Annotated in this window: 21 protein-coding genes and 1 riboswitch; of the genes, 4 read left to right on the forward strand and 17 right to left on the reverse strand. The window is 48.5% G+C overall.

The annotated features are described in order from the left end of the window. Positions 1-35 precede the first annotated feature (35 nt). From NYE37_RS09345 to gcvT, 4 genes are all read right to left on the reverse strand, one after another. Entirely contained in the window at positions 36-191 is a 156-nt protein-coding gene (locus NYE37_RS09345) for a hypothetical protein (protein WP_156097710.1), read from the reverse strand. Between the two features lie 183 nt (positions 192-374). Continuing rightward, positions 375-1,835, reverse strand: coding sequence for an aminomethyl-transferring glycine dehydrogenase subunit GcvPB (gcvPB, locus tag NYE37_RS09350; RefSeq protein ID WP_049719923.1), 1,461 nt, complete (start codon positions 1,833-1,835; stop codon positions 375-377). Next, positions 1,832-3,181: an aminomethyl-transferring glycine dehydrogenase subunit GcvPA gene (gene gcvPA, locus NYE37_RS09355; RefSeq protein WP_340711941.1), complete on the reverse strand. Its 1,350-nt coding sequence runs from the start codon at positions 3,179-3,181 to the stop codon at positions 1,832-1,834. The genes gcvPB and gcvPA overlap by 4 nt, the downstream gene beginning before the upstream one ends. 22 nt (positions 3,182-3,203) lie before the next feature. Continuing rightward, positions 3,204-4,301 carry a glycine cleavage system aminomethyltransferase GcvT gene (gene gcvT / locus NYE37_RS09360; protein ID WP_037993926.1) on the reverse strand — a complete coding sequence of 366 codons (1,098 nt, stop codon included), beginning with the start codon at positions 4,299-4,301 and terminating at the stop codon, positions 3,204-3,206. Between the two features lie 162 nt (positions 4,302-4,463). Further along, a riboswitch (glycine riboswitch) is annotated at positions 4,464-4,556 on the reverse strand. A gap of 165 nt (positions 4,557-4,721) precedes the next feature. Here gcvT and NYE37_RS09365 point away from each other — a divergent pair. Both NYE37_RS09365 and NYE37_RS09370 read left to right on the forward strand, forming a co-directional pair. Continuing rightward, on the forward strand, positions 4,722-6,449 hold the full coding sequence (locus tag NYE37_RS09365; protein ID WP_037993928.1) for a DEAD/DEAH box helicase: 1,728 nt from the start codon (positions 4,722-4,724) through the stop codon (positions 6,447-6,449). Next, a complete protein-coding gene (locus NYE37_RS09370; protein ID WP_037993930.1) occupies positions 6,430-7,233 on the forward strand; it encodes a YqhG family protein in 804 nt (267 codons plus the stop codon). The genes NYE37_RS09365 and NYE37_RS09370 overlap by 20 nt, the downstream gene beginning before the upstream one ends. A gap of 61 nt (positions 7,234-7,294) precedes the next feature. Here NYE37_RS09370 and NYE37_RS09375 read toward each other — a convergent pair whose 3' ends face one another. From NYE37_RS09375 to NYE37_RS09410, 8 genes are all read right to left on the reverse strand, one after another. Continuing rightward, on the reverse strand, positions 7,295-7,906 hold the full coding sequence (locus tag NYE37_RS09375) for a class I SAM-dependent methyltransferase (protein ID WP_052186641.1): 612 nt from the start codon (positions 7,904-7,906) through the stop codon (positions 7,295-7,297). 75 nt (positions 7,907-7,981) lie between these two features. Next, positions 7,982-8,725 (reverse strand): amino acid ABC transporter ATP-binding protein, encoded by a 744-nt coding sequence (locus tag NYE37_RS09380; protein WP_037993933.1) that lies wholly within the window; start codon positions 8,723-8,725, stop codon positions 7,982-7,984. Positions 8,726-8,740: 15 nt separating this feature from the next. After that, positions 8,741-9,424, reverse strand: a complete 684-nt coding sequence (locus NYE37_RS09385; protein WP_231564574.1) for an amino acid ABC transporter permease — start codon at positions 9,422-9,424, stop codon at positions 8,741-8,743. A gap of 143 nt (positions 9,425-9,567) precedes the next feature. Further along, a complete protein-coding gene (locus NYE37_RS09390; protein WP_037993939.1) occupies positions 9,568-10,197 on the reverse strand; it encodes a cyclase family protein in 630 nt (209 codons plus the stop codon). A 16-nt stretch (positions 10,198-10,213) separates the two neighbouring features. Beyond that, a complete protein-coding gene (zwf, locus tag NYE37_RS09395; protein WP_049719920.1) occupies positions 10,214-11,752 on the reverse strand; it encodes a glucose-6-phosphate dehydrogenase in 1,539 nt (512 codons plus the stop codon). A 413-nt stretch (positions 11,753-12,165) separates the two neighbouring features. Then, a complete protein-coding gene (locus NYE37_RS09400; RefSeq protein ID WP_037993940.1) occupies positions 12,166-12,954 on the reverse strand; it encodes an amino acid ABC transporter substrate-binding protein in 789 nt (262 codons plus the stop codon). Between the two features lie 128 nt (positions 12,955-13,082). Next, positions 13,083-13,454 carry a hypothetical protein gene (locus NYE37_RS09405; protein WP_037993943.1) on the reverse strand — a complete coding sequence of 124 codons (372 nt, stop codon included), beginning with the start codon at positions 13,452-13,454 and terminating at the stop codon, positions 13,083-13,085. Between the two features lie 104 nt (positions 13,455-13,558). Beyond that, the gene (locus tag NYE37_RS09410) at positions 13,559-14,881 is read right to left on the reverse strand and encodes an anti-phage deoxyguanosine triphosphatase (RefSeq protein WP_340712053.1); all 1,323 of its coding nucleotides are present in this window, start codon (positions 14,879-14,881) and stop codon (positions 13,559-13,561) included. Positions 14,882-15,039: 158 nt separating this feature from the next. Between NYE37_RS09410 and NYE37_RS09415 the strand changes: the two genes are divergently transcribed. Next, positions 15,040-15,231: an H-type small acid-soluble spore protein gene (locus NYE37_RS09415; protein ID WP_037993944.1), complete on the forward strand. Its 192-nt coding sequence runs from the start codon at positions 15,040-15,042 to the stop codon at positions 15,229-15,231. 1 nt (position 15,232) lies between these two features. Here the strand turns inward: NYE37_RS09415 and NYE37_RS09420 are convergent, their stop codons facing one another. Together NYE37_RS09420 and NYE37_RS09425 are read right to left on the reverse strand one after the other, a co-directional pair. Continuing rightward, on the reverse strand, positions 15,233-17,008 hold the full coding sequence (locus tag NYE37_RS09420) for an ABC transporter ATP-binding protein (protein WP_445330308.1): 1,776 nt from the start codon (positions 17,006-17,008) through the stop codon (positions 15,233-15,235). Next, positions 17,002-18,735 carry an ABC transporter ATP-binding protein gene (locus NYE37_RS09425; protein WP_049720036.1) on the reverse strand — a complete coding sequence of 578 codons (1,734 nt, stop codon included), beginning with the start codon at positions 18,733-18,735 and terminating at the stop codon, positions 17,002-17,004. The genes NYE37_RS09420 and NYE37_RS09425 overlap by 7 nt, the downstream gene beginning before the upstream one ends. Positions 18,736-18,857: 122 nt before the next feature. On the opposite strand from NYE37_RS09425, the gene typA reads away from it, so the two are divergent. After that, positions 18,858-20,675, forward strand: a complete 1,818-nt coding sequence (typA, locus tag NYE37_RS09430) for a translational GTPase TypA (RefSeq protein ID WP_037993947.1) — start codon at positions 18,858-18,860, stop codon at positions 20,673-20,675. A 37-nt stretch (positions 20,676-20,712) separates the two neighbouring features. Here typA and NYE37_RS09435 read toward each other — a convergent pair whose 3' ends face one another. From NYE37_RS09435 to NYE37_RS09445, 3 genes are all read right to left on the reverse strand, one after another. Then, positions 20,713-21,375 carry a flavin reductase family protein gene (locus NYE37_RS09435; RefSeq protein WP_049719918.1) on the reverse strand — a complete coding sequence of 221 codons (663 nt, stop codon included), beginning with the start codon at positions 21,373-21,375 and terminating at the stop codon, positions 20,713-20,715. Then, the gene (locus NYE37_RS09440; protein ID WP_049719917.1) at positions 21,375-22,547 is read right to left on the reverse strand and encodes a homogentisate 1,2-dioxygenase; all 1,173 of its coding nucleotides are present in this window, start codon (positions 22,545-22,547) and stop codon (positions 21,375-21,377) included. The genes NYE37_RS09435 and NYE37_RS09440 overlap by 1 nt, the downstream gene beginning before the upstream one ends. 397 nt (positions 22,548-22,944) lie before the next feature. Beyond that, positions 22,945-23,577, reverse strand: coding sequence for an FMN-dependent NADH-azoreductase (locus NYE37_RS09445; RefSeq protein ID WP_037993953.1), 633 nt, complete (start codon positions 23,575-23,577; stop codon positions 22,945-22,947). Between the last annotated feature and the right edge of the window lie 73 nt (positions 23,578-23,650).

Genomic DNA, 23,650 nt, shown 5'->3' on the forward strand with positions numbered 1-23,650 from the left:
GGAAAGGGCTCTTCCGTCCTCAAAACCTGATTGGTTTATCCAATTTGACTCTTCAGCAAATCGCCACCGCCAAAGATCCCCCGGGAAACGGATTGCCACTTGCGCCTGAAACGACTTTCCGCCTTGCGATCCAACCATCGATCCAGTGTCCCTGCATCCAAACCCTGTTGATTTTCTTTGTGCTGGTACATTCATCCCGTTCACCTTCCCAACCATTTATATACCTCTTTTTACAACAAATAAACGTGAAATTGCGGAGACTCTGGAAAATCAGGATTTCGGTATTAATTTAATTATTATTAATCTTTGTTTTTTTAAATTAAAAAAGAAGCACAAACGAAGGGCACTCCCCCGTTTGTGCTTTTTCATTTTGTTCATTGATCCGGTTTCGTCCAACGTACGACCGGCTTTCTTGCCGCCTGCACTTCATCCAATCTTTTCAATACGGTATGGTGCGGGGCTTCTTGCACGATCTCCGGATTTTCTTCTGCTTCTTTGGCAATCTGAATCATGACCTCCACAAAGGCATCCAATGTTTCTTTGCTTTCCGTTTCGGTCGGTTCGATCATCAGGCACTCATCCACGATCAGCGGGAAATAAATCGTCGGCGGATGCATGCCGAAGTCGAGCAATCGTTTGGCCATATCCAGGGTCCGTACCCCCAATTTCTTCTGTTTTTTGCCGGACAGGACAAATTCATGTTTACAATGTTGCGGATATGGCAGGTCGAAATAAGGCTCGAGCCGGCGCATCAGATAATTGGCATTTAATACGGCATCTTCCGACACCCGGCGCAAACCGGCGGGCCCCATCGTCCGGATATAGGCATACGCACGGACCAAAATCCCGAAGTTTCCGTAAAACCCTTTGATGCGGCCGATGGAGCCGGGAATATTTTCATCGAGATAATAAGTTCCCTCGTCATCCTTTTTAACGACCGGGGTGGGCAAAAACGGCGTCAATTCCTTGCGCACCCCGACTGGTCCGGCTCCCGGGCCGCCACCGCCATGCGGGGTTGTAAACGTTTTGTGCAAGTTTAAGTGCACCACGTCAAATCCCATGTCCCCGGGACGGGCAATCCCCAAAATCGCATTGGCATTGGCTCCGTCATAATACAGCAACCCGCCCGCTTCATGGACCAAATCGGCAATCTCCTGAATCTGTTCTTCAAACAAGCCCAAGGTGTTGGGATTGGTCAACATCAGGGCTGCCGTATCTTCCCCCAAAACTTTTTTCAATTCTTCCACATCCACCAGGCCTTTTTCGTTGGAAGGGATGGTGATGGTTTGAAATCCGGCAACGGAAGCACTGGCCGGGTTGGTTCCGTGTGCCGAATCCGGAACAATCACTTTGTTTCTCCCGTTTTCCCCCCGCGATTCATGGTAAGCGCGAATCATCATCAAGCCGGTCCATTCCCCTTGCGCTCCGGCGGCCGATTGCAACGTCACAGCATCCATTCCGGTAATCTCGGCCAAGTCGTTTTGCAATTCATACAAGAGTTGCAAAGCGCCTTGAACCGTTTCTTCCGGCTGATAAGGATGAATTTTGGCAAATCCGGGATAACGGGCCACGTCCTCATGCACTTTCGGATTATATTTCATGGTGCAAGATCCCAGGGGATAAAAGCCGTTGTCCACACCATGGTTGCGTCTGGACAATTCCGTATAGTGACGCATCAAATCCAGTTCGGACACTTCCGGGAGTTCCGCCGGTTCTTCCCGAAGCAACTCTGCTGGCAGATCATCCACGTCGGGCACATCGGACTCCGGCAAACTGTATGCCACACGCCCCGGGCGGCTCATTTCAAAAATCAAGGCTTTCTCTTTGCTCTTCATAAGATTTCCTCCAATCTTTCTGCCAACTGGTCGATTTCTTCTTTGGTCCGCACTTCGGTCACTGCCATCAGCATCTGTTTCTCCCAAGCCGGGTTTAACTTGCCAAGATCATATCCACCGATCATTCCGTGGCGAAGGAGGGCTTGATTGACTTCTCCGGCCGGGCGGCTGAGTTCAATCACAAATTCATTGAAGAAAGGTTGCTGATAAACCGGGCGAACCCCCGGAACTCGCGACAGGCGTTTTTGCGCGTAATGAGCCTTTTTGGTGTTTAACCAGGCCACTTCCTGCATGCCTTTTTTCCCCAATGCCGACATGTAAACACTCGCCGCCAGGGCCATCAGCGCCTGATTGGAACAAATATTGGATGTCGCTTTGTCGCGGCGGATGTGTTGTTCCCTGGCCTGCAAGGTGAGAACAAATCCGCGCACTCCGTCCTCATCCACGGTTTGTCCCACAATCCGTCCGGGAATCTTGCGCATCAACTTTTTCGTCGTCGCAAAAAACCCGCAGTGGGGACCTCCGAAGGAAGCCGGGATTCCCAAAGGCTGTGCATCCCCGACAACAATGTCCGCTTTATAATGGCCGGGCGGTTTCAAAATGCCGAGAGACAACGGATTGGTGCTGACAATCAACAAACCTTTATGCGCATGGGCAATTTCTTCAATCCCCTTTAAGTCTTCAATATTCCCAAAGAAATTCGGGGATTGGACAAGGACGGCCGCCGTTTTTTCATCCGCCAGCTGCCGCAGGGCTTCGATGTCGGTGACCCCGTCTTTGGCCGGCACCATGACGATCTCCCATCCGAATCCTTTGGCATTGGTTTGAAGAATCTGGACGGCCTCCGGATGGATGGTTTCGGAAACGATCATTTTTTTCTGACGGGATGCCCCCGCTGCCACACTGGCTGCTTCCGACAAGGCGGTAAATCCGTCATACATGGATGAGTTGGCCACTTCCATGCCGGTCAGTTCACAAATCATGGTTTGGAATTCAAAAATGGCTTGCAGTTCCCCTTGGCTGATTTCCGGCTGGTAAGGAGTATAAGCGGTATAAAATTCAGACCGCGAGATGACATGATTCACCACACTGGGAATATGGTGTTCATACACGCCGGCTCCCAAAAAAGAAACATATTGGTCCAGCGAAGCATTTTTTCCCGCCATACGGGCCATATGCCTCACCAAAACCGGCTCACTCATCGCTTCGGGAAGGTTTAATTCACCTTGAAAGCGCACCTCTTCGGGAATCTCTGCAAACAATTCCTCAACCGATCCGACTCCAATGGTTTTCAACATTTCTTTCCGATCCTGATCCGTCATCGGCAAATAACGAAACTTTGTCATATCCGACCTCCGCCTTTCTCTTTTACTTCTCGCGCTTATAAAAAGGGGTTTTGACGATTTTCGCTTTCAGTTTTTTCTTGCGGATTTCCACTTCAACCTCTTCACCGGTTTTGGCATATTCCGAACGGATCAATGCCAGCCCGATATTCTTTTTTAACGTGGGAGACTGTGTTCCCGTGGTGACTTCCCCGATTTTTTCTTCTCCCCGATAGACAGGGTAGCCGGTGCGCGGGATTCCCCGCTCCGTCATTTCCAGTCCGACCAGTTTGCGGGGAGCGCCTTCCTTCTTTTGCAAAGCCAGGACTTCCCGCCCGATGAACTCCCCTTTATCCGGTTTGACGGCAAAGCCCAATCCCGCTTCGACCGGGGTAATCGTTTCGGACAGTTCTTGCCCGTATAACGGGAGCTTGGCCTCAAAGCGCAGGGTATCCCGTGCTCCCAAACCGCAAGGCAAAACTCCTTCCGGCTTTCCTTCCTCCAGAATCGCCTTCCACAACCCGGGAGCATCCTCAGCGGCAAAATAGATCTCAAAACCGTCTTCCCCGGTGTAACCGGTTCGTGAAACCAGACATCCTTTGACTCCGGCAATCTCGGTTTCCTGTTGGAATTTAAAAAATGAAATCGTTGATAAGTCCGTTTCCGTCAAGCGTTGCAGCACCTGTTCCGCCAGCGGGCCCTGCAAAGCGAGAAGCGCCACGTTCCAGGAAATGTTTTCCACAACCACTTGTCCGGATGCATGTTGTTTGATCCATTCGTAATCTTTATCAATATTTGAAGCATTCACCACCAGCATGAATGTTTGTTCTCCTGTCCGGTAAATCAACAGATCGTCAATGGTTCCGCCATCCTCATTGCACATGATGGTATATTGTGCGGCTCCCGTTTTCAGCTTGGAAACATCATTGGTGGTCAGCTTTTGCAGCAGATCCAAAGCATCCGGCCCGCTGACCATGATTTCTCCCATATGGGAAACATCAAACAATCCGGCTTTGGTGCGAACCGTTTCGTGCTCCTGTTTGATGCCGGAAAACTGGACAGGCATTTCCCAACCGCCAAAAGCAACCATCTTGGCATCATCCTTGTAAACTTCATACAACGGAGTTTTTTTCAGCTCACTCATGTCTGGTTCCTCCTTACATCATGGGTCATGAAAAAAAGACAGAATGCCCCCTGTCACGGGAAAAACACTCTGTCCTTACGACCTGAGAGTTGCTTTGCGAAATGAACGCAAAGTTGCCCCTTTGGTGGCTGTGATCCAAAAGACCAGCACTCTCCAGAGGTGCGTCCAGCGGGCCTCCTTTTGCCTGAGAGATTCGCCTTCTTCCAAGGCTTGCTCCTTCGGCGCCACGGATGTGGTCTCTCCTCCCGCCTTCAACCGCCGAACAATATTTGGTTATCTACCCCTCATTTTGCCATAATCCACGATTATTTTCGATATGATTATAAAAAAAGTTCGTTTTTTATTTTTCTATGCATCCATTTTTTTCGTTTGAACCATACTATAACAGGATCAATGACTATCAGAAAGGTGGATCGACGGATGCATTCACCCCCGATTCGTTTTGACCGAACGTGGCTTCAATCCTTTCTGACCCAAGCGGAAACGGACCAAAACTGGTCCACATGGGAACGCTTCCAATTGGCGGTGGAAGCGACCGAAAAAAAGATCATCCCCTCTTTTGAATCTATCCAATGTCTGAAACAAATTCAAGGGTTTGAACCGCTTCCGCACCAAATTGAAGTCGCAAGGCGCGTCATCAACGAAATGCGCGGCCGCGCCATTTTGGCGGATGAAGTGGGACTCGGAAAAACCATTGAGGCCGGTTTGATTTTCAAAGAATATCTGATTCGCGGACTGGTCAAACGGGCTTTGGTTTTGGTGCCTTCTTCTTTAGTATTGCAATGGACCCGGGAATTAAATCAAAAATTTGACATCCCGGTCATGGCCCAAAAAAAAGTCTGGATGTGGGACAAATATGACTTTTTAGTCGCTTCCATCGACACCGCCAAACGGGATCCCCACCGCGAACATGTATTGAAGAAACATTATGATCTTGTCATTATCGATGAAGCCCACAAACTGAAAAACCGGCGCACAAAAAACTGGCAATTTATTAACCAGTTGCAAAAGAAATATTGTCTGTTGCTGACGGCAACGCCCATTCAAAATGAGATACAAGAATTATATAACCTGGTGACCCTTTTAAAACCGGGACACCTGGGAAAACAATCCGATTTCAAAAGTGATTATGTCGCAGGAAAACGAAAAGCCAAAAATGAGGCCCAACTGAAAGAGGAAATTCAACGCGTGTTGATCCGAAACCGCCGGTCCGATCAACAATTGCCGTTGACCAAACGGCATGTTCAGACCATTTCCATCGAACTTTCCGCTGCCGAGCGGGCTCTGTATGACGGCATGACAAACTTCGTACGCCAAAGATACCACAAATCATCCGATATGCAAAACACGCTTTCCCTTCTGGTTTTGCAAAAAGAAATTTGCAGCAGCCGGGATGCAGTGTTTCATACTTTATTTAAACTACTGCAAAAAGAGGCAAAAGGTCAATCCGAAATTTCACCGGAGATTTCCAATCTGATCACGCTTTTAAGAAGCATAAAATACTCTTCCAAAGCCAAAGCCGCCGTTGAATTAATCCGCCGCCTGTCCCCGGAAAAAGTGGTGTTGTTTACGGAATACCGCGCAACCCAGGAAATGCTGATGCGTGAATTACTCAATGCCGGGATTCAGGCCGTTCCCTTTCGCGGCGGATTTAACCGGAATAAAAAAGACTGGATGATGGAGCTGTTCCAAAAAAGGGCCCAGGTCCTTGTCGCGACGGAGGCAGGCGGCGAAGGCATCAATCTCCAATTTTGCCGCCATATGATCAACTATGACATGCCCTGGAACCCCATGCGGGTGGAACAACGAATCGGCCGGATTCACCGGTTGGGGCAAAAAAGCGATGTGCATATCTATAATTTTGCCACCTTAAACACCATCGAGGAGCATATCATTTGGTTGCTGCATGAAAAAATCGATCTGTTCCGGTCCGTCATCGGCGAGCTGGAAGTCATTTTGGAAAAAATGGATTGGGAAAAAGACGTGGAACAAAACATCATGCGGGTTTGGCTGGAAGCAAAAGATGACGAGGAAGTCCGCAAGCAACTGAGCAAATGGGGAGATGCCTTTTTCGAAACGAAAAAAGCGGTCCTGAAAGATCAGAAAGACAAAGAGGATGTGTTGCTTTATGGATCCAGCCCAAGTTAGAGAGTGGACAGAGAAATACCTGAAGCTTTATCAATGCCCGGTCATTGAATCGGGCCCTTCTTATCTGATCACGCAATTATCGATCGAAGCCGATAAAGATTTGCTCAACCGCCCCTTCTATTGGATGTACGTTGAAAAAATGAACATTCCGCCCAAACCGGTCCAACTTTGCTTTATTTTCGATCCGGAGAACCATCCTCCTGACATCCGGGGGGAAATTTTGCATTATGGGTCCCCCCGTTTCCAAAAAATGCTCCAATCCGCGCAAAAACACGGAAAATTTGTCCGTTTGTACGAGGATCCCGGTTGGCAACCTAGCCATTCGCCATCCAAGCCGTACACTCCCTGGCTGTTGGTGAATTATCAGCTTTCCTATGTTTGTGACCAGAAAAAGAATCGCTTGAGTTCGCTTGGTATCAACCTGTTGAACGGGGAAATTGCCGAGTCATTTTATGACTGTCTGAAAAAACGAAAATGGGTAAACCGCCTGCCTCCCCACCGCTATCTCCCCGCGCACGGAATGTCTTTGACCGAAGCCGTCGGCGAATTGGAATATTATCTGGAAGAGCAGCTGAAAGAAGAAGACCAGACATGGGCAAAGGAAGCGAAAGAACGATTGAACATGGAACTGGAGCAATTAAATGCCTTTTATCCGGGGGAGGAGAAACAAGACGATGAAATCCGGAAGGAAAAGAAAAACCGGGAACAAGAATTGGTTTGGCAATTTCATCCCCGCATCGAAGCGGAAGTGATCAATGCCGGACTGTTTTACATGGAATCATGAAAAAACAGGGTGTGGCTTGAACCCCGGCACACCCCCTGTTTCCGTTTGTCCTTATGTAACTTTAACGTTTTGTGATCAACACGATATTCCCCGGAATCCCGTTGGTCTCTCCCATCAGGCGCAAGGGAAGAATGGGGCCGAGGGTGAAATGATCGGGTGAAAACAGCGACTCAATCGTTTCCTTTGCCAACGGTTTGATGGCAATTTTCCTTTCGCCGGCTGCTGCTTTCAGCTCATCGGTCAATTCGCGGCAACCCCGCAATAACAGTTGTCCGCCCGGTTTTAAAATGCGCAGAATCTCTTTTACATACCGGGAACGGTCTTCTTCCGGAATCACATGCAGGCAACCCCGGTCATTGGCAAAATCAATCGATTCATCCTCAACGGGAAGCGCCAAAGCATTTCCTTGTTTGAAATCGACTTGAACCTTTGCGTCTTCCGCCCGTTTTTTCGCCAATTGAATGGCATTGGACGAAAAGTCGATCCCGGTGACATCAAATCCGCATTTCGCCAGAAAAATCGATTCCCATCCGCCGCCGCAACCGATGTCCACCGCACGCTTTCCTTCAGGCGGCAAACCTTTGACGGCAAATAACGCAACCAGTTCCGATGAAGCTGTTCCAAAATCCCAATTTTTAAAGTCGCCGGTTTCATAAGCTTGATTCCAGTCCATCTCCATCCCCCATTTTGGTGAGTAATGAAATGATGAAATTATTATATTCCCTTTTCTTTTAAAAAAGAAACCACGTCACGGATTCAGCAATTTGGACAGAAATTGACGGGTGCGTTCCTCCCGGGGATTGACAAAAATTTCATCCGGCGATCCCGATTCGATCACCTGTCCGTGATCCATAAAGATGATTTGGTCCGCCACGTCACGGGCAAAGGACATCTCATGGGTGACAATCAGCATCGTTTGTTGCTCCCGGGCCAGCTCTTTCATCGTTTTCAGCACTTCCCCGACCAGCTCCGGATCCAGCGCCGAAGTCGGTTCATCAAAGAGCAGCACCTCCGGTTCCAGCGCCAACGCCCGGGCAATGGCCACGCGCTGTTGCTGTCCCCCGGAAAGCTGGCTCGGAAAAACATGCTTTTTGTCGGACAACCCCACTTTTTCAAGCAATTGTTTAGCTTTTTCCCTTGCTTTTTGTTTTGATTCCTTTTTGACCACCACCGGCCCTTCCATCACATTTTCCAGCACCGTGCGATGCGGAAACAAATGAAATCCCTGAAACACCATCCCGGTTTTTTCGCGCAACTTCCGGACTTCCGCCGGCGCAATTTGCCGGTCTCCAAACGACAGCGTGACATCGGAAATGGTCAGTTGCCCCCGGTCCGGGGTTTCAAGCAGGTTCAAGCAACGCAACAGGGTCGATTTTCCCGATCCGCTCGGTCCGATGATGCAGACCACTTCCCCCTGGCGGACTTCCAAATGAATCCCTTTCAACACTTCCACATCGCCAAACGATTTATAAAGATCTCTGATCCCGATCACAGTTGCTCCCCCTTTCTATGCCGCATAACGTCCATATCGTTTTTCCAGTTTTTCCTGGACAATGTTCAGCAATGTACAAATCACCCAATAGAAAAATGCGACCAAAATGTACACCGTCATGTAATCAAAAGCACGGGCTCCGACAATTTTGGCATGATAAAACATTTCATTCACCGTGATCATCGCCAACAAAGAAGTATCCTTCACCAAACTTAAAAAAGTGTTCGCCAAAGACGGGAGAGCCACACGGGCCGCCTGCGGAATAATCACCCGACGCATCGTTTGCCAATAAGTCATGTTGAGGGAGGATGCGGCTTCCCACTGGCCTTTGGGAATGGAAAGGATAGATCCCCGGATCGTTTCCGCGGAGTATCCCCCGACATTGAGGGACAAACCAATGATCCCTGCCAGCGTGGCCGTTAACTTGATGCCGATCACCGGCAGACCGAAGTACAAAATAAATAATTGCACCAACAAAGGCGTCCCGCGGATAATGGAGATGTAGGCGCGGGCGATCCACTGAAACAAAAAGTTTTTGGACATGCGGCCGACGGCGGTGATTAAGCCGAGCAAAAGCCCGATTGCCATGGACACCAGGCTCATCCAGATCGTGGCTGCCAACCCTTCCAAAATGTAAGGCGCGCTTTCGACCGCCAATTCAAGGTCAAATAATTGTTCCCAGCGAATTTGCGTTAACACATCCATTTTTTTACACTCCATCGCAAATATATTATAAGTCTATCAATTTACTTTTATTTAAAGGTGGATGTTTCTATCATAATCAGCCCCTGACTCCATGTCAAAGCAAAAAAGGCGACACGAAGTCGCCTCTTTCCCTTTCATTATGCCTGAATCCCTTCCATCAGGATCACCCGCGCCGGAGCGGCTTCCGTTTCCATCAATTTAATCGGTAGAGCCACCATAAAATAAGTTCCTTCCGGTACTTCTTTCAACCGCAATCCTTCCATGATGATCACACCGGCTTGAAACAAAGATTTGTGAGTGGGATGCCCCGGTTGCGAACGTTCGATCCCGAGCGCATCAATCCCCACGCCTCTTACTTTCTTCTCTGCCAGAAACTTGGCTCCATCTTCTTTTAAATAAACAAATTCAAAATCAAATTCGTCTTTCCCGGAGTTTTTGGTTTTCAGCAACAAAAACTCGCCGGGCTGGATGTCTTTGGCTTCGAGATCCTCTTTGCCGATGGCTCCTTCCACATCGGAAAAATCCAACACCCTTGCTTTACCGACCAAATGTTCCAGGGGAACGGTTTCCATCGTTCCTCCATCCGGAAGCATGTGAAGCGGCGAATCGACATGGGTGCCACAATGCACATCCATCGTGATTTTTGATTCTCTGGCTGCGGCCGTGTCAAAATCCTGCACGACTTGGATCAACGGCTTCTTCGTTTCTTTGTTTTTGTAAACAGGCATGTCCGGTACAATCGGCATGGAAACATCATAAATTTTCATGGCACACTCTCCCTTGTTATGTAGTTTTCAATTCATCGGCCGTGACCACCTGAGGATCGTTTTGAAGGATGGGCGGCCACCAATGGTGTCCTTCTTCCGCCAACAAATCATGCGCTGCTTGCGGGCCCCAGGTCCCACTTTTGTAAAAATGGAGGGAATCTTGTTCCTGTGTCCAGGCTTGTTGCACCGGATCAATAAACTTCCATGACAGCGCCACTTCTTCCCAATGCGTAAAGAAGGTCTGATCCCCGACAATCGCATCATAGATCAATGATTCGTATGCTTCCGGCGTACGCTGTTCACAGTTATGGCAAAAATCCAATGCAACGGGCACAATTTGATGGTCGGATCCGGCTTTTTTGGCGTTTAGCACCAATTTGACGCTTTCTTCGGGATGGATGCTGATGACAAGCAGATTGGGACGCAAATTATTTTGCCTGTTGAAATAAATCCGGGGCATTTCCTTAAATTGAATCACAATTTGCGTCACTTTTTCCGTCATGCGCTTGCCGGTCCGGATATAAAAAGGAACACCGGCCCAACGTAAATTATCCACAAAAAGTTTGGCAGCGACAAATGTTTCCGTCATGGAACGGGGATCGATGTCTTTTTCATCCCGGTACGCGGGCACCGGTTTTTCCCCCATGGCCCCTTCTTGGTATTGAGCCCGCACAAAATATTTTCCCACTTCCTCTTGATCGTAACGTCTGAGCGAGCGCAACACTTTGATTTTCTCATCATGAATCGCTTCCGTTTTCAACCGGCTGGGCGGTTCCATGCAGACCATCATCAGCATCTGCAGCATATGATTTTGCACCATGTCCCTCAACGCACCGGCTTGATCGTAATAACCGGCCCGCTGCTCAACGCCCACCGTTTCACTGGCCGTGATTTGTACGGATTCAATGTATTGATGATTCCAGATCGGTTCAAACAAAGAATTGGCAAACCGCAACACTTCGATGTTTTGCACCATTTCCTTGCCCAAGTAATGGTCAATCCGGTAAATTTCCTCTTCGGTAAAGGCTTTTTTGATCTGCTCATTCAACTGTTTTGCCGATTCATAATCGTGCCCGATCGGCTTTTCGATGATGATTCGTTTCCATCCGTTGGTCCGGGTCAATCCGGATTCCTTCAAATGAGAGGAAACCGTACCGTATAAATCCGGTGCAATCGCCAGATAGAACAAGCGATTTCCATTTCCGGCCCCTTGCCAAGCTTTTTCCTTTTCATCAATCAATGCCTTCATTTGTTGATAGCCAGCCGGATCGTCGACACTGGAAGTGACAAATTGGAAGTGCCTTATAAAACGGGACCATTCCTCTTCATTTTCGGCTTTGATTCTTCCAAACGAATGAACCGAATCTTTTACCGCTTGGTGAAAATCCCCGACGTTTCGGATCGAACGGCCGATTCCGATCACCTGAAAGTCCTCCGGCAATTGCTCTCTTTTATATAAGCTGAATAATGCCGGAAACAATTTCCGTTTCGCCAAATCACCCGTCGCTCCGAAAATCACCAAAGAAAAAGAACCGACAGATCTATTTGAAGTCATTCTACTCCCTTCCTTTCAACCAGAAACCAACATTCATCCTTAATATGTGTTTCATGTGATCAAGTCATTCTGAAACACGTATCTTAAATTCTAACAAATGTCATCAACCAATGGATTCAAAGAACGAAAAGCATATAATTCTCAACATTCTTTCTCCTTGTTTTTTTGATTACAGAAAAAATATATAAAAGAATCCTTCTTTCCTGTTTTCACCCCGTCATCCTTCACCTCCCTTGCATGCCCCCCTGAATGCAACCGTCCTGTACGATCCATGATGCGCGTGTTTTTTCTTTTTTCATTTAAATTTTTCTTCATTTGACTCTTTTTAATAATCCTGTTTCCCTTTTTCTGCCGGGACGGCGTTTCGCTTCACAAAAAGCCCTTTCCTTTATCAGGAAAGGGCTTTCTTCTCATTATTTGGTCACATCGGTGCCAAACCATTTTTCGGATATTTTCGCCAGCGTTCCGTCTTTTTCCATTTCATCCAAAGATTTGTTGATGGCCTTTACCAATTCTTCATTGCCTTTTTGCACCGGGAATGCCGATTCGGCCCGGTCACTTTGGATGTCAATGACTTTCAATGGCAGATCATTCGTTTTCAACATTTCCGCAATCGCCAGTTTATCATTGAGGGAGAGATCGATGCGCTTGGCGGCCACATCCTGCATCGCCCCCATCATATCTTCATAAGCCACGATTTGAGCGCCATGCTCTTCCGCCATCTTTCCATAGTTGCTTGTCGGGGTTTGCCCGGCTTTTTTTCCTTTGATATCTTCAATCGTGCGGATGGTTTGATTATCCTGATGCACCACCAGCTGTGCATATGAAACGGTATACGGTTTGCTGAAATCAAATTTCTCCTGCCGCTCGGGTTTAATCCCCACTTGGTTGGCCACCATATCGATTTTTCCGGTTTGCAGACTGGTCAACAGCCCGTCCCACGGAATTTCCACAAATTCCGCTTTCACACCGAGCCTTTTGGCCACTTCCTGTGCCACTTCCACATCAAAACCGGTTAACTGATTGGTTTTAGGATCATGAAAACTAAAAGGCTTATAAGTCCCTTCCGTTCCTATCCGGATGGATCCCCTCTCTTTAATCTGACTCAGCATGTCCCTGTCGGTTTGCACACTGCACCCGGTCAGTTGCACAAGAACCATCAATCCAAGCAAGTAAACCAAACCATGTCTGAACCACTTCACAGAGCGTCTCTCCTATCAAAACACAAGTTTTTCGATCTATTTTAACGGATAAAGCAATTTTATGCTACTTACTATCGATCCCCTTGTCAAGGAGTGATTATACAACGAAACAACATAAAATTTTCCTGTCAATCATCGTTTTTCTTCTGTTGCCGGTGAAACGTCATCAGTCTCCACAGCAACTTGCGGTACCGCTGATTCACTTCTTCCAAGTAAGTTTGGAAGGATTCACCCGTCATGTTCAGCCAGCTGAAACAACATAGTTCCAAGTAATACACCAACTCTTCCAATTGGGGATGAATGCCTTCCCATTCTCTTTTTTGAACTTGGTCCAACATCCATTCCACTTTCCGTTGAACCTTGCGTATTTGTGCCGTTTTCCGGTACAACTCCGAAACTTCATTCAACTGGCGGACACTCTCATCAATGCCGATCAAAATTTCTCCCAATTCATTGGATGGATTGCATTCACGGGAGCACGGTTTCACGTTAAAGATCATGTCACCACCCCTGTTTCTTGCAGAAACCGTTGAAGAGCCTGGACAGCCAGACAAAATCACGTCTACTATATCACCAATTTTCACCATCCTGCAATGACGGATGATCAAAAATCAAAAAAATTGCGACTCAACCCGTACAACCGGCCATACATCCGCATCGCAAACGAATCTGTCATTCCGGCAATATAATCACAGATTACGCGAGCCCGCTCTGCTTCCGTGGAAGCCTGGTTTAACAGCATCCGGTCATGTTCGGTCAACAACCGCTCTTCCGACAATAATGCCTGAAACAAAGAACGGATGATTTGTTGCCCCTTCCATGCAATGGTTTGAACCCGTTGGGAGAAAATCACCTTCTCGGATACCAATTCTTTTAACCGGTCCAACAAATCCCGCAAATCATCCGGCAACATCACCGAATATTTCAATCGCGGCGACCGGACATTCAGATCGTTCTTTTTCACTTTGACGTGGGTGATCAGCGTGGAAATCAATCCGGAAAACACTTTTTTTAACCGGTATTTCAACTGGGGATCTTCCGGATCCGTCCGGTCCAGAATCATACATGCTTTTTGCAACTCTTGATAAACAGGGTTTTCACCAAAAGGCATCAACAGCTCTTTCAACTGTGCCAACCGGATAAATCCCAGATGAACGGCATCTTCTGCATCGTGCGTGCCGTAAGCTATATCATCCGCCAAGTCGATGATCGAGCACTCCAGCGTTTGATGAACGGTCAGGCGGCGGTTGGCATCTCCGGTCTTCATCAGATAAGCCTTTTCTTCTTCGCTCAGGGACGACACAACCCATTCAAACGCTTCCTGATCACAGCGAAACATGCTGGCTTTCGGTGGAAGAGACGGCTCATCCCGATCCCGTTTTTGCTTCATGGCGGTATCCAGAAAGATCGGGTATTTCATCACGGACAACAGCAACGCGCGTGTCAAATTTAATCCGCCGGCATGCGATTCCCCTTCCAGCCTCGTTAAAATCCGGAATGTCTGCGCATTGCCTTCAAACCCGCCATAGTCCGACATACATTCATGCAACACTTCTTCCCCGCGATGGCCGAAGGGGGGATGTCCCAAATCATGGGCCAATGCCGCCGCTTCCAACAATGAAATATCCAGCGCCTGATTTTCCGAAAAAAAAGGGGAGTGCTTGTTCAGATAAATGCCTATGCCCCGGGCGATTTGGGCGACTTCCATGGAATGCGTCAAACGGGTCCGGTGAAAATCCCCTGCACTTTGCCAAAACACCTGGGTTTTGGACTGAAGACGGCGAAACGCCGCACTGTGCACAATCCGTCCGTAATCTTTCTCAAAATCATCCCGTACATCTTTGAAATTTCTTGGGCTGGAAGCTTTCCGCCGCTCCATGTCTTCAGGCAGATACAATTGGTTTTCTTTCGGACGAACAATCAACATACGCTCCACCCTTATCCATCCGTTCTTTCTTTACAAACGCTTTTAACATTTCTTGGTTTTTTGCCAAATCCCTTCGCGCGTCATCAATTTTCTTTTTGTATAGTTTTCCATTTTTCCAAACATGATAAAAGCAGAACCTTAAAAAAGGAGCGATGGACATGGAAATCGAACGCGCAAAACAGATTTTGCAATCACCGGAGAAAATCACGGTCTTGTACCAAGGAGAACCGGTCTGGATTGACATGGTGGACGAAAGCGCTGAAAAAGCACAGGTTCATTCCGAAACCAATCCCGATGATGTAAAAAAGATCCCGGTTTGGGATCTGGAAGAGAAAAAAGAAGTGCACTGATCTACCGGGGCCGTAAGAAAGAGGAGCCTCCCTTCTGCAAGCGGTACATTTTCCGGTATAACCCCTTCCTTTCCATTAATTCCTGATGTGTTCCCCGCTCCACAATTTCCCCCTGATGTAAAACCAAAATCAAATCCGCGTCCTGGACGGTCGACAACCGGTGCGCAATGACCAGTGTCGTCCGGTCCCGGCGCATATTTTTCAGCGCCGTTTGAATCGCTTCTTCCGTCTCAGTATCCACATGGGCGGTGGCTTCATCCAGCAACAGGATTTTCGGTTCGATCGCCATGGTACGGGCAAAAGAAATCAACTGCCGCTGTCCGCCGGACAGAGTGGCTCCCCGCTCGACAACCGGCTCTTCCCAGGCCCGTGGCAATTTTTCAATAAAGGCATCCGCTTGGACAAACCGGGCAGCTTTTTTCACTTGCTCTTCATTCATCGGATGATGCAGGCGGATGTTGCCGGTCACATCCCCCGCAAACAAAAACGGCTCCTGCATCACCAAACCGATCTTTTGGCGCAATTCCCCGTTGTCATAAAAGCGAAGCGGCACCCCGTCAATAAAAATCTCTCCGCGTTTCACCGGATAAAAACGCATCAGCAAATGAATGATCGAACTTTTTCCGCTTCCTGTATGCCCCACCAACGCGACGGTTTGCCCGGGTTTGACTTCAAAAGTGATATTTTTCAGCACATCCGTCTTTCCATCGTAAGAGAAGGAAACATTTTCAAACCGGATGTGCCCTTTTTTGATTTCGGGTGAGTGATCCCCCTCTTTTCCCGGGGCAAATTCTTTCTGATCCATCAATTCAAAAACTCTTTCCGCCGCCGTGAGCGATTGCTGCAAAGGGGACAAACGCATCATGATTTCATTGACCGGTTCGAAGATTCTTTCAATCAAATTAAGGAATCCATATAAGATCCCCAATTGAACCGCTCCGTCCCGGGAGACAAAGCCGAAATACAACAACACGGCAACCGTTGCGGCGATGGACAAAAACTGTGTCGCAGGCCGCAACATCAAAGCGAAGAACCGGATGTTTCTCATTCCGGACCGGTAATGCAAATCATTGACCCGGGAAAATTCCTTGATAAAACGCCGCTCTTGCAAAAAAGCCTGGATGATGTTCATCCCCGTGATGGAATCATTCAATTTGGCATTCATCCGGCTCAGCTGATGTCTTAAATCGCGGTAAGCCGGCAAACTGAAATCACGATATTTTTTCATCAGCCAAAAAACAACGGGAAGCACGATCATCAACCATGAAGCCAAGGTGACATCGAGCCAGAACATCCCGGCAAAAACAAAAAGAATAAACACCGTGTTTTGCAAAAAAGAAGACAAAACATGCACATAAAAATCTTTCACGGCCTCCGTGTCATTGGTGATCCGGGAAACCAGAGACCCTCCCGGCACCTGATCAAAAAACCGGAGCCCCAATCGCTGGACATGCAAAAACACATCCTCACGCAACGATCTTACCACCCATTGTGCCACAGTATGAAAAGAAAGCATCTGGTAGTAGTTGAGTCCTGCCGCAACACTTTGCAAGACAAGGATTCCCAATCCGTAAACACTTAAGACGGCAAGGTCAAACCGCCCGGGAACCAGGTATTCGTTAAGATAATGGCTGACCAGAAGCGGCACGGTCACTTCGGCGCCCGACCCGGCCAACAAGGCCGCAAATGCCAGCCAAAACCGCTTTTGATAAGGTTTCAAATATCGCAAAAGGCGTTGGAACACCACAATCCATTCATTCCTCCCCACATTCACCACAATTCCAGTTGTTGCCGCTCGTACATATGCCGGTACCAACCGTTTTTTCTCATCAAAGACGTGTGATCTCCCCGTTCGATGATTTGCCCCTGATCCAACACGATAATCCAATCGGCGGATTCGATCGCACTGATCCGATGGGCAATGATCAACGTGGTTTTGTTCTTCCGGTTTTCGGCAAGCTGTTTCAAGATGTTGTATTCCGTCCGTGCATCCACGGCTGACAAAGCGTCATCCAAAATCAAGACATCCGGGTCGGTGATCAGTGCCCGGGCCAGGGAAATCCGCTGTTTTTGCCCCCCTGACAAAGCAACGCCCCGTTCGCCGACGATCGTTTCATAACCATCGGGAAAATTCAAAACATCCTGATGAATGGACGCGATTTTGGCCGCCTTTTCCACTTCCTCCGGCTTCGCGTCCGGTTTGGCAAAAGCAATATTTTCATAAACGGTTCCGGTAAACAAAATATGTTCTTGCGGAACATAACCCATTTTTTTCCTCAGCGATGCCGGCGACACCCGCTCGACCGGGAAGGAACCAAACAAGATTTCCCCATCGGTCACATCAAATTCCCGCAACAACAACCGGATGAGGGTGGTTTTCCCGCTCCCGGTCTTCCCTGTGATTCCGATCGTTTGCCCGCAGCCGATGGAAAGATGAATATCTTTTAAAGCCGGCGTTTTTTGTCTGGGATAATGGAACCGGTTTACCCGGATGATGATGTCTCCGTCCGGAATCTCCCGCTCGGGCTCCGGTCCGTCTTTTACATCCGATTCTTCCTCCAAAAGCTTTATCACACGGTCATAAGAAGCTCTTCCCCGCTCCACCATATTGATGAGAAAGCCAAAAGCCAGCATCGGCCAGACCAATTGCCCCAGATAGATGGTGAATTGAGTGAGCTGGCCGATCGTGAGGCTTTCTCCGGCAACCAGATAAGACCCGTAAGCTATACTGAACAAAAAAGAAAAACCTGTGGACAACATGATGGTCGGATCAAACAAAGCATGCACTCTCGCCACAGCGATGTTTTTGTCTGCCACTTCACCGGTAATCCGGCTGAACGCTTCTTTCTCCGCTTCCTCCATGCCAAACGCTTTGACCATCCGCACACCGGAAATGTTTTCCTGCGCCTTGCCATTCATCCTTGAAAAGGCCTCCTGCGCGTCCCGGAACCGGCGGTTCATCATTTTCCCGTATTTCCGTGTCGTCCAGGCAATCACCGGCATCGGCAATAACGCCACTACCGTCAACGACTCATCAATAAAGAAAAACATCGTCAAGACCACCAGTCCGCCGGTGATCAATGAATCAACCAGTGTTAAAACCCCATCCCCGGCGGTTGCGACAATGGCTTGAATATCATTGGTGGCATGGGCCATCAAATCCCCTGTTCGCCACCGGTGAAAAAACGACGGCGACATCCGGGTGTAATGGACAAAAATTTGATTCCGGAGCCATTTCCCCAGCCGGTTTGCCGCGCCATACAACGCGATCCGCCATACATATCCGAGCACATACCGGATGAGCGCGGCCAGAAGGCACAATCCCGTCCAAAACCACAAATCCCGGACAGTCAGTGTGCGGCTTGCCATCAAGTCCACGACTTCCTTCACGGCATATGGCGGGAATAATTGTATCAACGCAATCAAAAGCAGTGCGACAATTCCCAGCAAATAGCTCTTTTTTTCCCTTAGAAAAAACCATTTCAAGTATTGATACCGATCCAATCCTCTCCACACCCTCCATCATCCTGCTGGCGCGAAATCATATCCTGTGATACGATTTCGTTTGTAAATATTTTTCAAGTTAAAGGAAAAGGGGGTTGGGGTCCGTGTGACCCCACAACAGAATGAAACCGGAAAACATTCGAAACATCGCGATCATTGCTCATGTGGATCATGGAAAAACAACGCTTGTGGATGCCATGTTAAGACAAAGCCATATCTTCCGGGAAAACGAACAAGTCGAAGAACGGGTCATGGACTCCAACGACTTGGAACGGGAACGCGGAATCACCATCTTGTCTAAAAATACAGCCATTCATTATAAAGACATCAAAATCAATATTGTCGACACCCCCGGCCACGCCGACTTCGGTGGAGAAGTGGAACGGGTGATGAATATGGTCGACGGCGTTCTGCTGCTTGTGGATGCCACTGAAGGACCCATGCCGCAAACCAAGTTTGTGTTAAAAAAAGCGCTGGAACGCGGACACAAAGCCATTGTGGTCGTCAATAAAATCGATCGTCCAAGCGCCCGACCGGAAGAAGTGATCAACCAGACATTTGACCTGTTTATCGACTTGGGGGCCTCGGAAGAACAATGTGATTTCCCCATTGTGTACGCGAGCGGCCTGACCGGTTCCTCCGGTTTTTCTCCGGAGGAACTGAAACCGACCATGGAGCCGCTTCTGGACACCATCATCGAGCAACTTCCGGCTCCTGTGGCCGATCCGGACGGGCCTGCACAGATACAAGCCACTTTGCTGGATTATGACGATTACAAAGGGCAGATTGTCATCGGCCGCTTAAACCGGGGAACCATACAAAAGAACCAAACCCTTGCCTTGCTTCCGCAAAACGGCGAAAAACGCACCGTGAAAGCAGGACAAGTTTTCACACACCAAGGATTAAACCGCATGGAAGTCCAACGGGCCAGTGCCGGAGACATCATTGCCATCACCGGCCTTGGTGAAGTCGGAATCGGGGACACGCTCACCGATCCGGATCATCCGGAACCGCTTTCCCCCATCAAAGTGGAGGAACCCACTTTGCGCATGATGATCGGGATCAACACCAGTCCCTTCGCCGGACAAGACGGTGAATTTCTCACATCGCGAAAAATTCGTGAGCGCCTGATGCGTGAAACGGAAAGAGATGTGGCATTACGTGTTGAAGAGACGGATTCGGCGGATCACTTCCTGGTATCCGGCAGAGGTGAACTTCATTTAAGCATTTTGATCGAAAACATGCGCCGGGAAGGTTATGAATTCCAAGTGAGCAAGCCGGAAGTGATCCTGAAAGAAGAGAACGGAATCAAGCTGGAACCTTATGAGATCGTAGAAATTGAAACCAGCTCGGAGCAACAAGGAGCCGTCGTGGAATTGCTCGGTAAACGAAAAGGACAATTGCAGGATATGGTGGTGTTGGACAGCAGAAACATCCGTTTCACATACAAAGTCCCGTCACGGGGACTGCTCGGCTTCCGGTTGCAACTTTTAACGGCGACGCACGGGGAAGCGATGATCAATACGATGTTTCATGGTTATGAACCTTATGCCGGAGACATCGAGGCATATGATCACGGCTCCCTGATCGCCTGGGAATCGGGAACAGCCACCACCTATGCCCTTCATGCCGCCCAGGAACGCGGACAGCTTTACATCACTCCCGGCACGGAAGTTTATGAAGGAATGGTTGTGGGGCAACATATCCGCGAAACAGATCTGGAAGTCAATGTATGCAAGAAAAAACATTTGACCAGCATCCGGCGCGCCACCGCGGAAGAAGCGCTCCGTCTGGACACGCCGCGCCAACTCTCCATCGATGATGCACTTGAAATCATGAAAGAGGATGAACTTTTGGAGATCACTCCCAAAACATTCCGCTTGCGCAAAAAATTATTGAAGAAAAACGAACGGGACCGGGCCCGCAAACACAAGAAATGAATCCGGACCATAACTGTCCGGCCCAATCCGTTCGCAGTCAGCCGGGGTTATTCGCCCCGGCTTTTTTGTGTTTTAACAGCCACTGATCATAGGAAAGCCGGGGCATGGAAAACATGTCTCCCCCTTTCACGTATGTCCTTCCTGCCATCCGCCCCACCGGTTTCAGTGCACCGGTGTCCACTTTCCCTTGATCATACAGCCCTTCATCCAGATGCACCCAAACCACTTCCCCGATCAGAAAATCCGCATTGGGATGCCGCCCGTTTCCCCCGATCGGCAAATGGCAGTGCAATCTGCATTCCATGTGAATTTTTGCCTCTTGAATCCGGGGAACGCGAACCACGGTCGCCGGGAGCAAATGAAGCCCGACTTTTTCCGCTTCACTTTGATCCGGCGGAAAGTCTACTGCGGTTTCATTCACCAAAGCCACATTTTCCTCGCTTACGGTGTGAACAACAAACTCCCGTTGACCGATGATATTTTTCGCCGTGTCTTTCATTTCCCCGTCCGGCTTGCGCATACAAGCAAACCCCACCATCGGAGGTTCGGTGGCCACCACATTAAAAAAACTGAACGGGGCCGCATTCACAACCCCGGAGGCACTGATGGACGTCACAAAGGCGATGGGACGGGGCAACACCGTTCCGATCAACCATTTATAATTTTCCTTTTGACTCAACCGCCCAGGATCCAGCTGCATCATTCTCCCCCTTTTGATTCCGGCAGCCAACTGTACATATATTGCCGGTCTTCCATGTCCAAGGCTGCCTTGGTTACTTTCAGCGGCCGGAATGTGTCAATCATCACCGCCAACTCTTCCGTTCTATCTTTTCCGATGCTTTCCTCGGCTTTATTGGGATGCGGACCGTGAGGCAAACCGCAAGGATGCAACGTCAGGGAACCTTCATGGATGCCGCGCCGGCTCATGAAATTTCCTTTCACATAATACAGCACCTCATCGCTGTGGACATTGCTGTGATAATAAGGAGCCGGGATCGCCAGCGGATGATAATCATACATGCGCGGGACAAAGGAACAAACCACAAAGTTGGTGCCGGCAAACGTTTGATGGACCGGCGGCGGCTGATGGATGGAGCCGGTGATCGGCTCAAAATCATGAATACTGAAGGCCCATGGATACAAATAGCCGTCCCATCCGATCACGTCAAACGGGTGAAAATCATAAATATAGGCATGAAGCCCGCCGCGCACCTTGACCCGGACTTCAAATTCCCCTTTTTCATCCCGGGGGTTCAACGTCTCCGGCACCCGTATGTCCCTTTCGCAAAACGGACTGTGTTCCAACAATTGGCCAAACTCATTCCGATAGCGGCGGGGGGTCGTGATTTCCCCGGTGGATTCGATCACCAAAAAACGCTGGTTTTGATCTTTCATGTTGAGTCGCCAGGTGGTGCCGACCGGAATGACCAGGTAATCCCCCGGGGAATACGGAAGGTCGCCGAAAACCGTCTCCAGCACCCCTTCACCTTCATGCACAAAAAGGATTTCATCGCCGTCACTGTTGCGAAAAAAATAATTCATCTCTTCCACTGGCCGAACCGTGGCAATCGCCACATCCTCATTGACCAGCCAATACACGCGCCCTTCCACGGGGTCTTTTCCCGCTTTGGTTTGAAAAGTGATAAAATGCCGGTGCCGTTGGGCACCTTCTTCCTCCACCGGAATCGACCACGGGCGGATCCACTTGGCTTCACTCACCTGTGTCGGAGGATGAATATGATACAAAATGGATTGGATCCCGGAAAATCCTTTGGTCCCCATCACCTGTTCCCGGTAAAGACTGCCGTCAGGCTGGCGGAATTGAATATGCCGCTTTGGGGGCAATTGTCCCAAATGATGATAAAAGGGCATGGCCTCGCCTCCCCATTCATTCGCATAATAGTCAGATCCAATTTCTATTTTAACAAAATATTTAGTTTTTTGTCTAAATCAATGATTCTGATAATTCATTCTCCTCCGGCGGACACACGGACCGCAACAATTTTTTCATATTTGTTGCAACCCGGCCAGGGTAAAATCAGTCTAAATAAAACAGAAACCATTTTAAAGGCAGGTTTTCAAATGTGAATAAAGATCTGATTATTTCCGGTTTGTCGTTGGGATTTTTGTTTTTTATCGCCTGTTGCATGATTTTTCTTTCAAATCCGACAAAACCTTTTACCGCCGATCAGATCGAAGTTCCTGCCACAAGCGAAACAACCATTCCATAAAAAAAATGCGCCTTTTTAAGGCGCAAAAATCAAATGGCTCACTCAACAAACCGAGCAGCTGCTTGTGGCACTTGTTCCACAGCTTTTGCAAAAATGGACTCAGCTTCTTGCGGATTGGCTGCCATCCCTTCAGCAACAACAGACTGAACATCGGTGATTCCGATAAAGCCCAAAATCGCACGGAGGTAGCGATCCGCAAACTCCAATTCCCGGGCGGGACCTTCGGAATAAACGCCGCCGCGTGCATGCAAATGAACGGCTTTTCTCCCTTCAAGGAGACCAACCGAGCCGTTTTCCGTGTATTTGAATGTTTTTCCGGCCATGCAAATGGCATCAATATATAGTTTCAAGCGCGGTGGGAAGGACAAGTTCCACATCGGGGTGACAAACACATACTTGTCCGCATCCACAAATTGGTCAACCAATTCGTTGAGCCGGTTGACTTTTTGTTCTTCTTCGGGGGTCAGGCTTTGATTTTGAGCCAATTTTCCCCATCCGCTAAAGACATCCTCATCCAGAAACGGAATGTCAGCCTTGTATAAATCCAATTCAATGATTTCATCTTCCGGACTGATTTCTTTTACTTTTTCCAAGAACGCTTTTCCCAAGCGCAAGCTGAAGGCTTCGTTTTCCGGTTTCGGATTTGCTGTGATGTATAAAATTTTAGCCACTGCTGTTCCTCCTGCTTCTGTATAAACTAACCTTTAGTAAGAAGCTTAATATATATAATTAATCAAGTCAACT

Origin of the sequence: Thermoactinomyces sp. FSL K6-2592, assembly GCF_038006465.1 — a bacterium.
GTDB classification, from domain to species: domain Bacteria; phylum Bacillota; class Bacilli; order Thermoactinomycetales; family Thermoactinomycetaceae; genus Thermoactinomyces; species Thermoactinomyces vulgaris.

What these genes read in the sequence shown, in the direction of transcription:
- NYE37_RS09345 (WP_156097710.1), bottom strand. Translation starts at nt 191, where the DNA reads ATGTACCAGCACAAAGAAAATCAACAGGGTTTGGATGCAGGGACACTG.
- gcvPB (WP_049719923.1), bottom strand. Translation starts at nt 1,835, where the DNA reads ATGAAGAGCAAAGAGAAAGCCTTGATTTTTGAAATGAGCCGCCCGGGG.
- gcvPA (WP_340711941.1), bottom strand. Translation starts at nt 3,181, where the DNA reads ATGACAAAGTTTCGTTATTTGCCGATGACGGATCAGGATCGGAAAGAA.
- gcvT (WP_037993926.1), bottom strand. Translation starts at nt 4,301, where the DNA reads ATGAGTGAGCTGAAAAAAACTCCGTTGTATGAAGTTTACAAGGATGAT.
- NYE37_RS09365 (WP_037993928.1), top strand. Translation starts at nt 4,722, where the DNA reads ATGCATTCACCCCCGATTCGTTTTGACCGAACGTGGCTTCAATCCTTT.
- NYE37_RS09370 (WP_037993930.1), top strand. Translation starts at nt 6,430, where the DNA reads ATGGATCCAGCCCAAGTTAGAGAGTGGACAGAGAAATACCTGAAGCTT.
- NYE37_RS09375 (WP_052186641.1), bottom strand. Translation starts at nt 7,906, where the DNA reads ATGGACTGGAATCAAGCTTATGAAACCGGCGACTTTAAAAATTGGGAT.
- NYE37_RS09390 (WP_037993939.1), bottom strand. Translation starts at nt 10,197, where the DNA reads ATGAAAATTTATGATGTTTCCATGCCGATTGTACCGGACATGCCTGTT.
- zwf (WP_049719920.1), bottom strand. Translation starts at nt 11,752, where the DNA reads ATGACTTCAAATAGATCTGTCGGTTCTTTTTCTTTGGTGATTTTCGGA.
- NYE37_RS09405 (WP_037993943.1), bottom strand. Translation starts at nt 13,454, where the DNA reads ATGATCTTTAACGTGAAACCGTGCTCCCGTGAATGCAATCCATCCAAT.
- NYE37_RS09410 (WP_340712053.1), bottom strand. Translation starts at nt 14,881, where the DNA reads ATGTTGATTGTTCGTCCGAAAGAAAACCAATTGTATCTGCCTGAAGAC.
- NYE37_RS09415 (WP_037993944.1), top strand. Translation starts at nt 15,040, where the DNA reads ATGGAAATCGAACGCGCAAAACAGATTTTGCAATCACCGGAGAAAATC.
- typA (WP_037993947.1), top strand. Translation starts at nt 18,858, where the DNA reads ATGAAACCGGAAAACATTCGAAACATCGCGATCATTGCTCATGTGGAT.
- NYE37_RS09435 (WP_049719918.1), bottom strand. Translation starts at nt 21,375, where the DNA reads ATGCAGCTGGATCCTGGGCGGTTGAGTCAAAAGGAAAATTATAAATGG.
- NYE37_RS09440 (WP_049719917.1), bottom strand. Translation starts at nt 22,547, where the DNA reads ATGCCCTTTTATCATCATTTGGGACAATTGCCCCCAAAGCGGCATATT.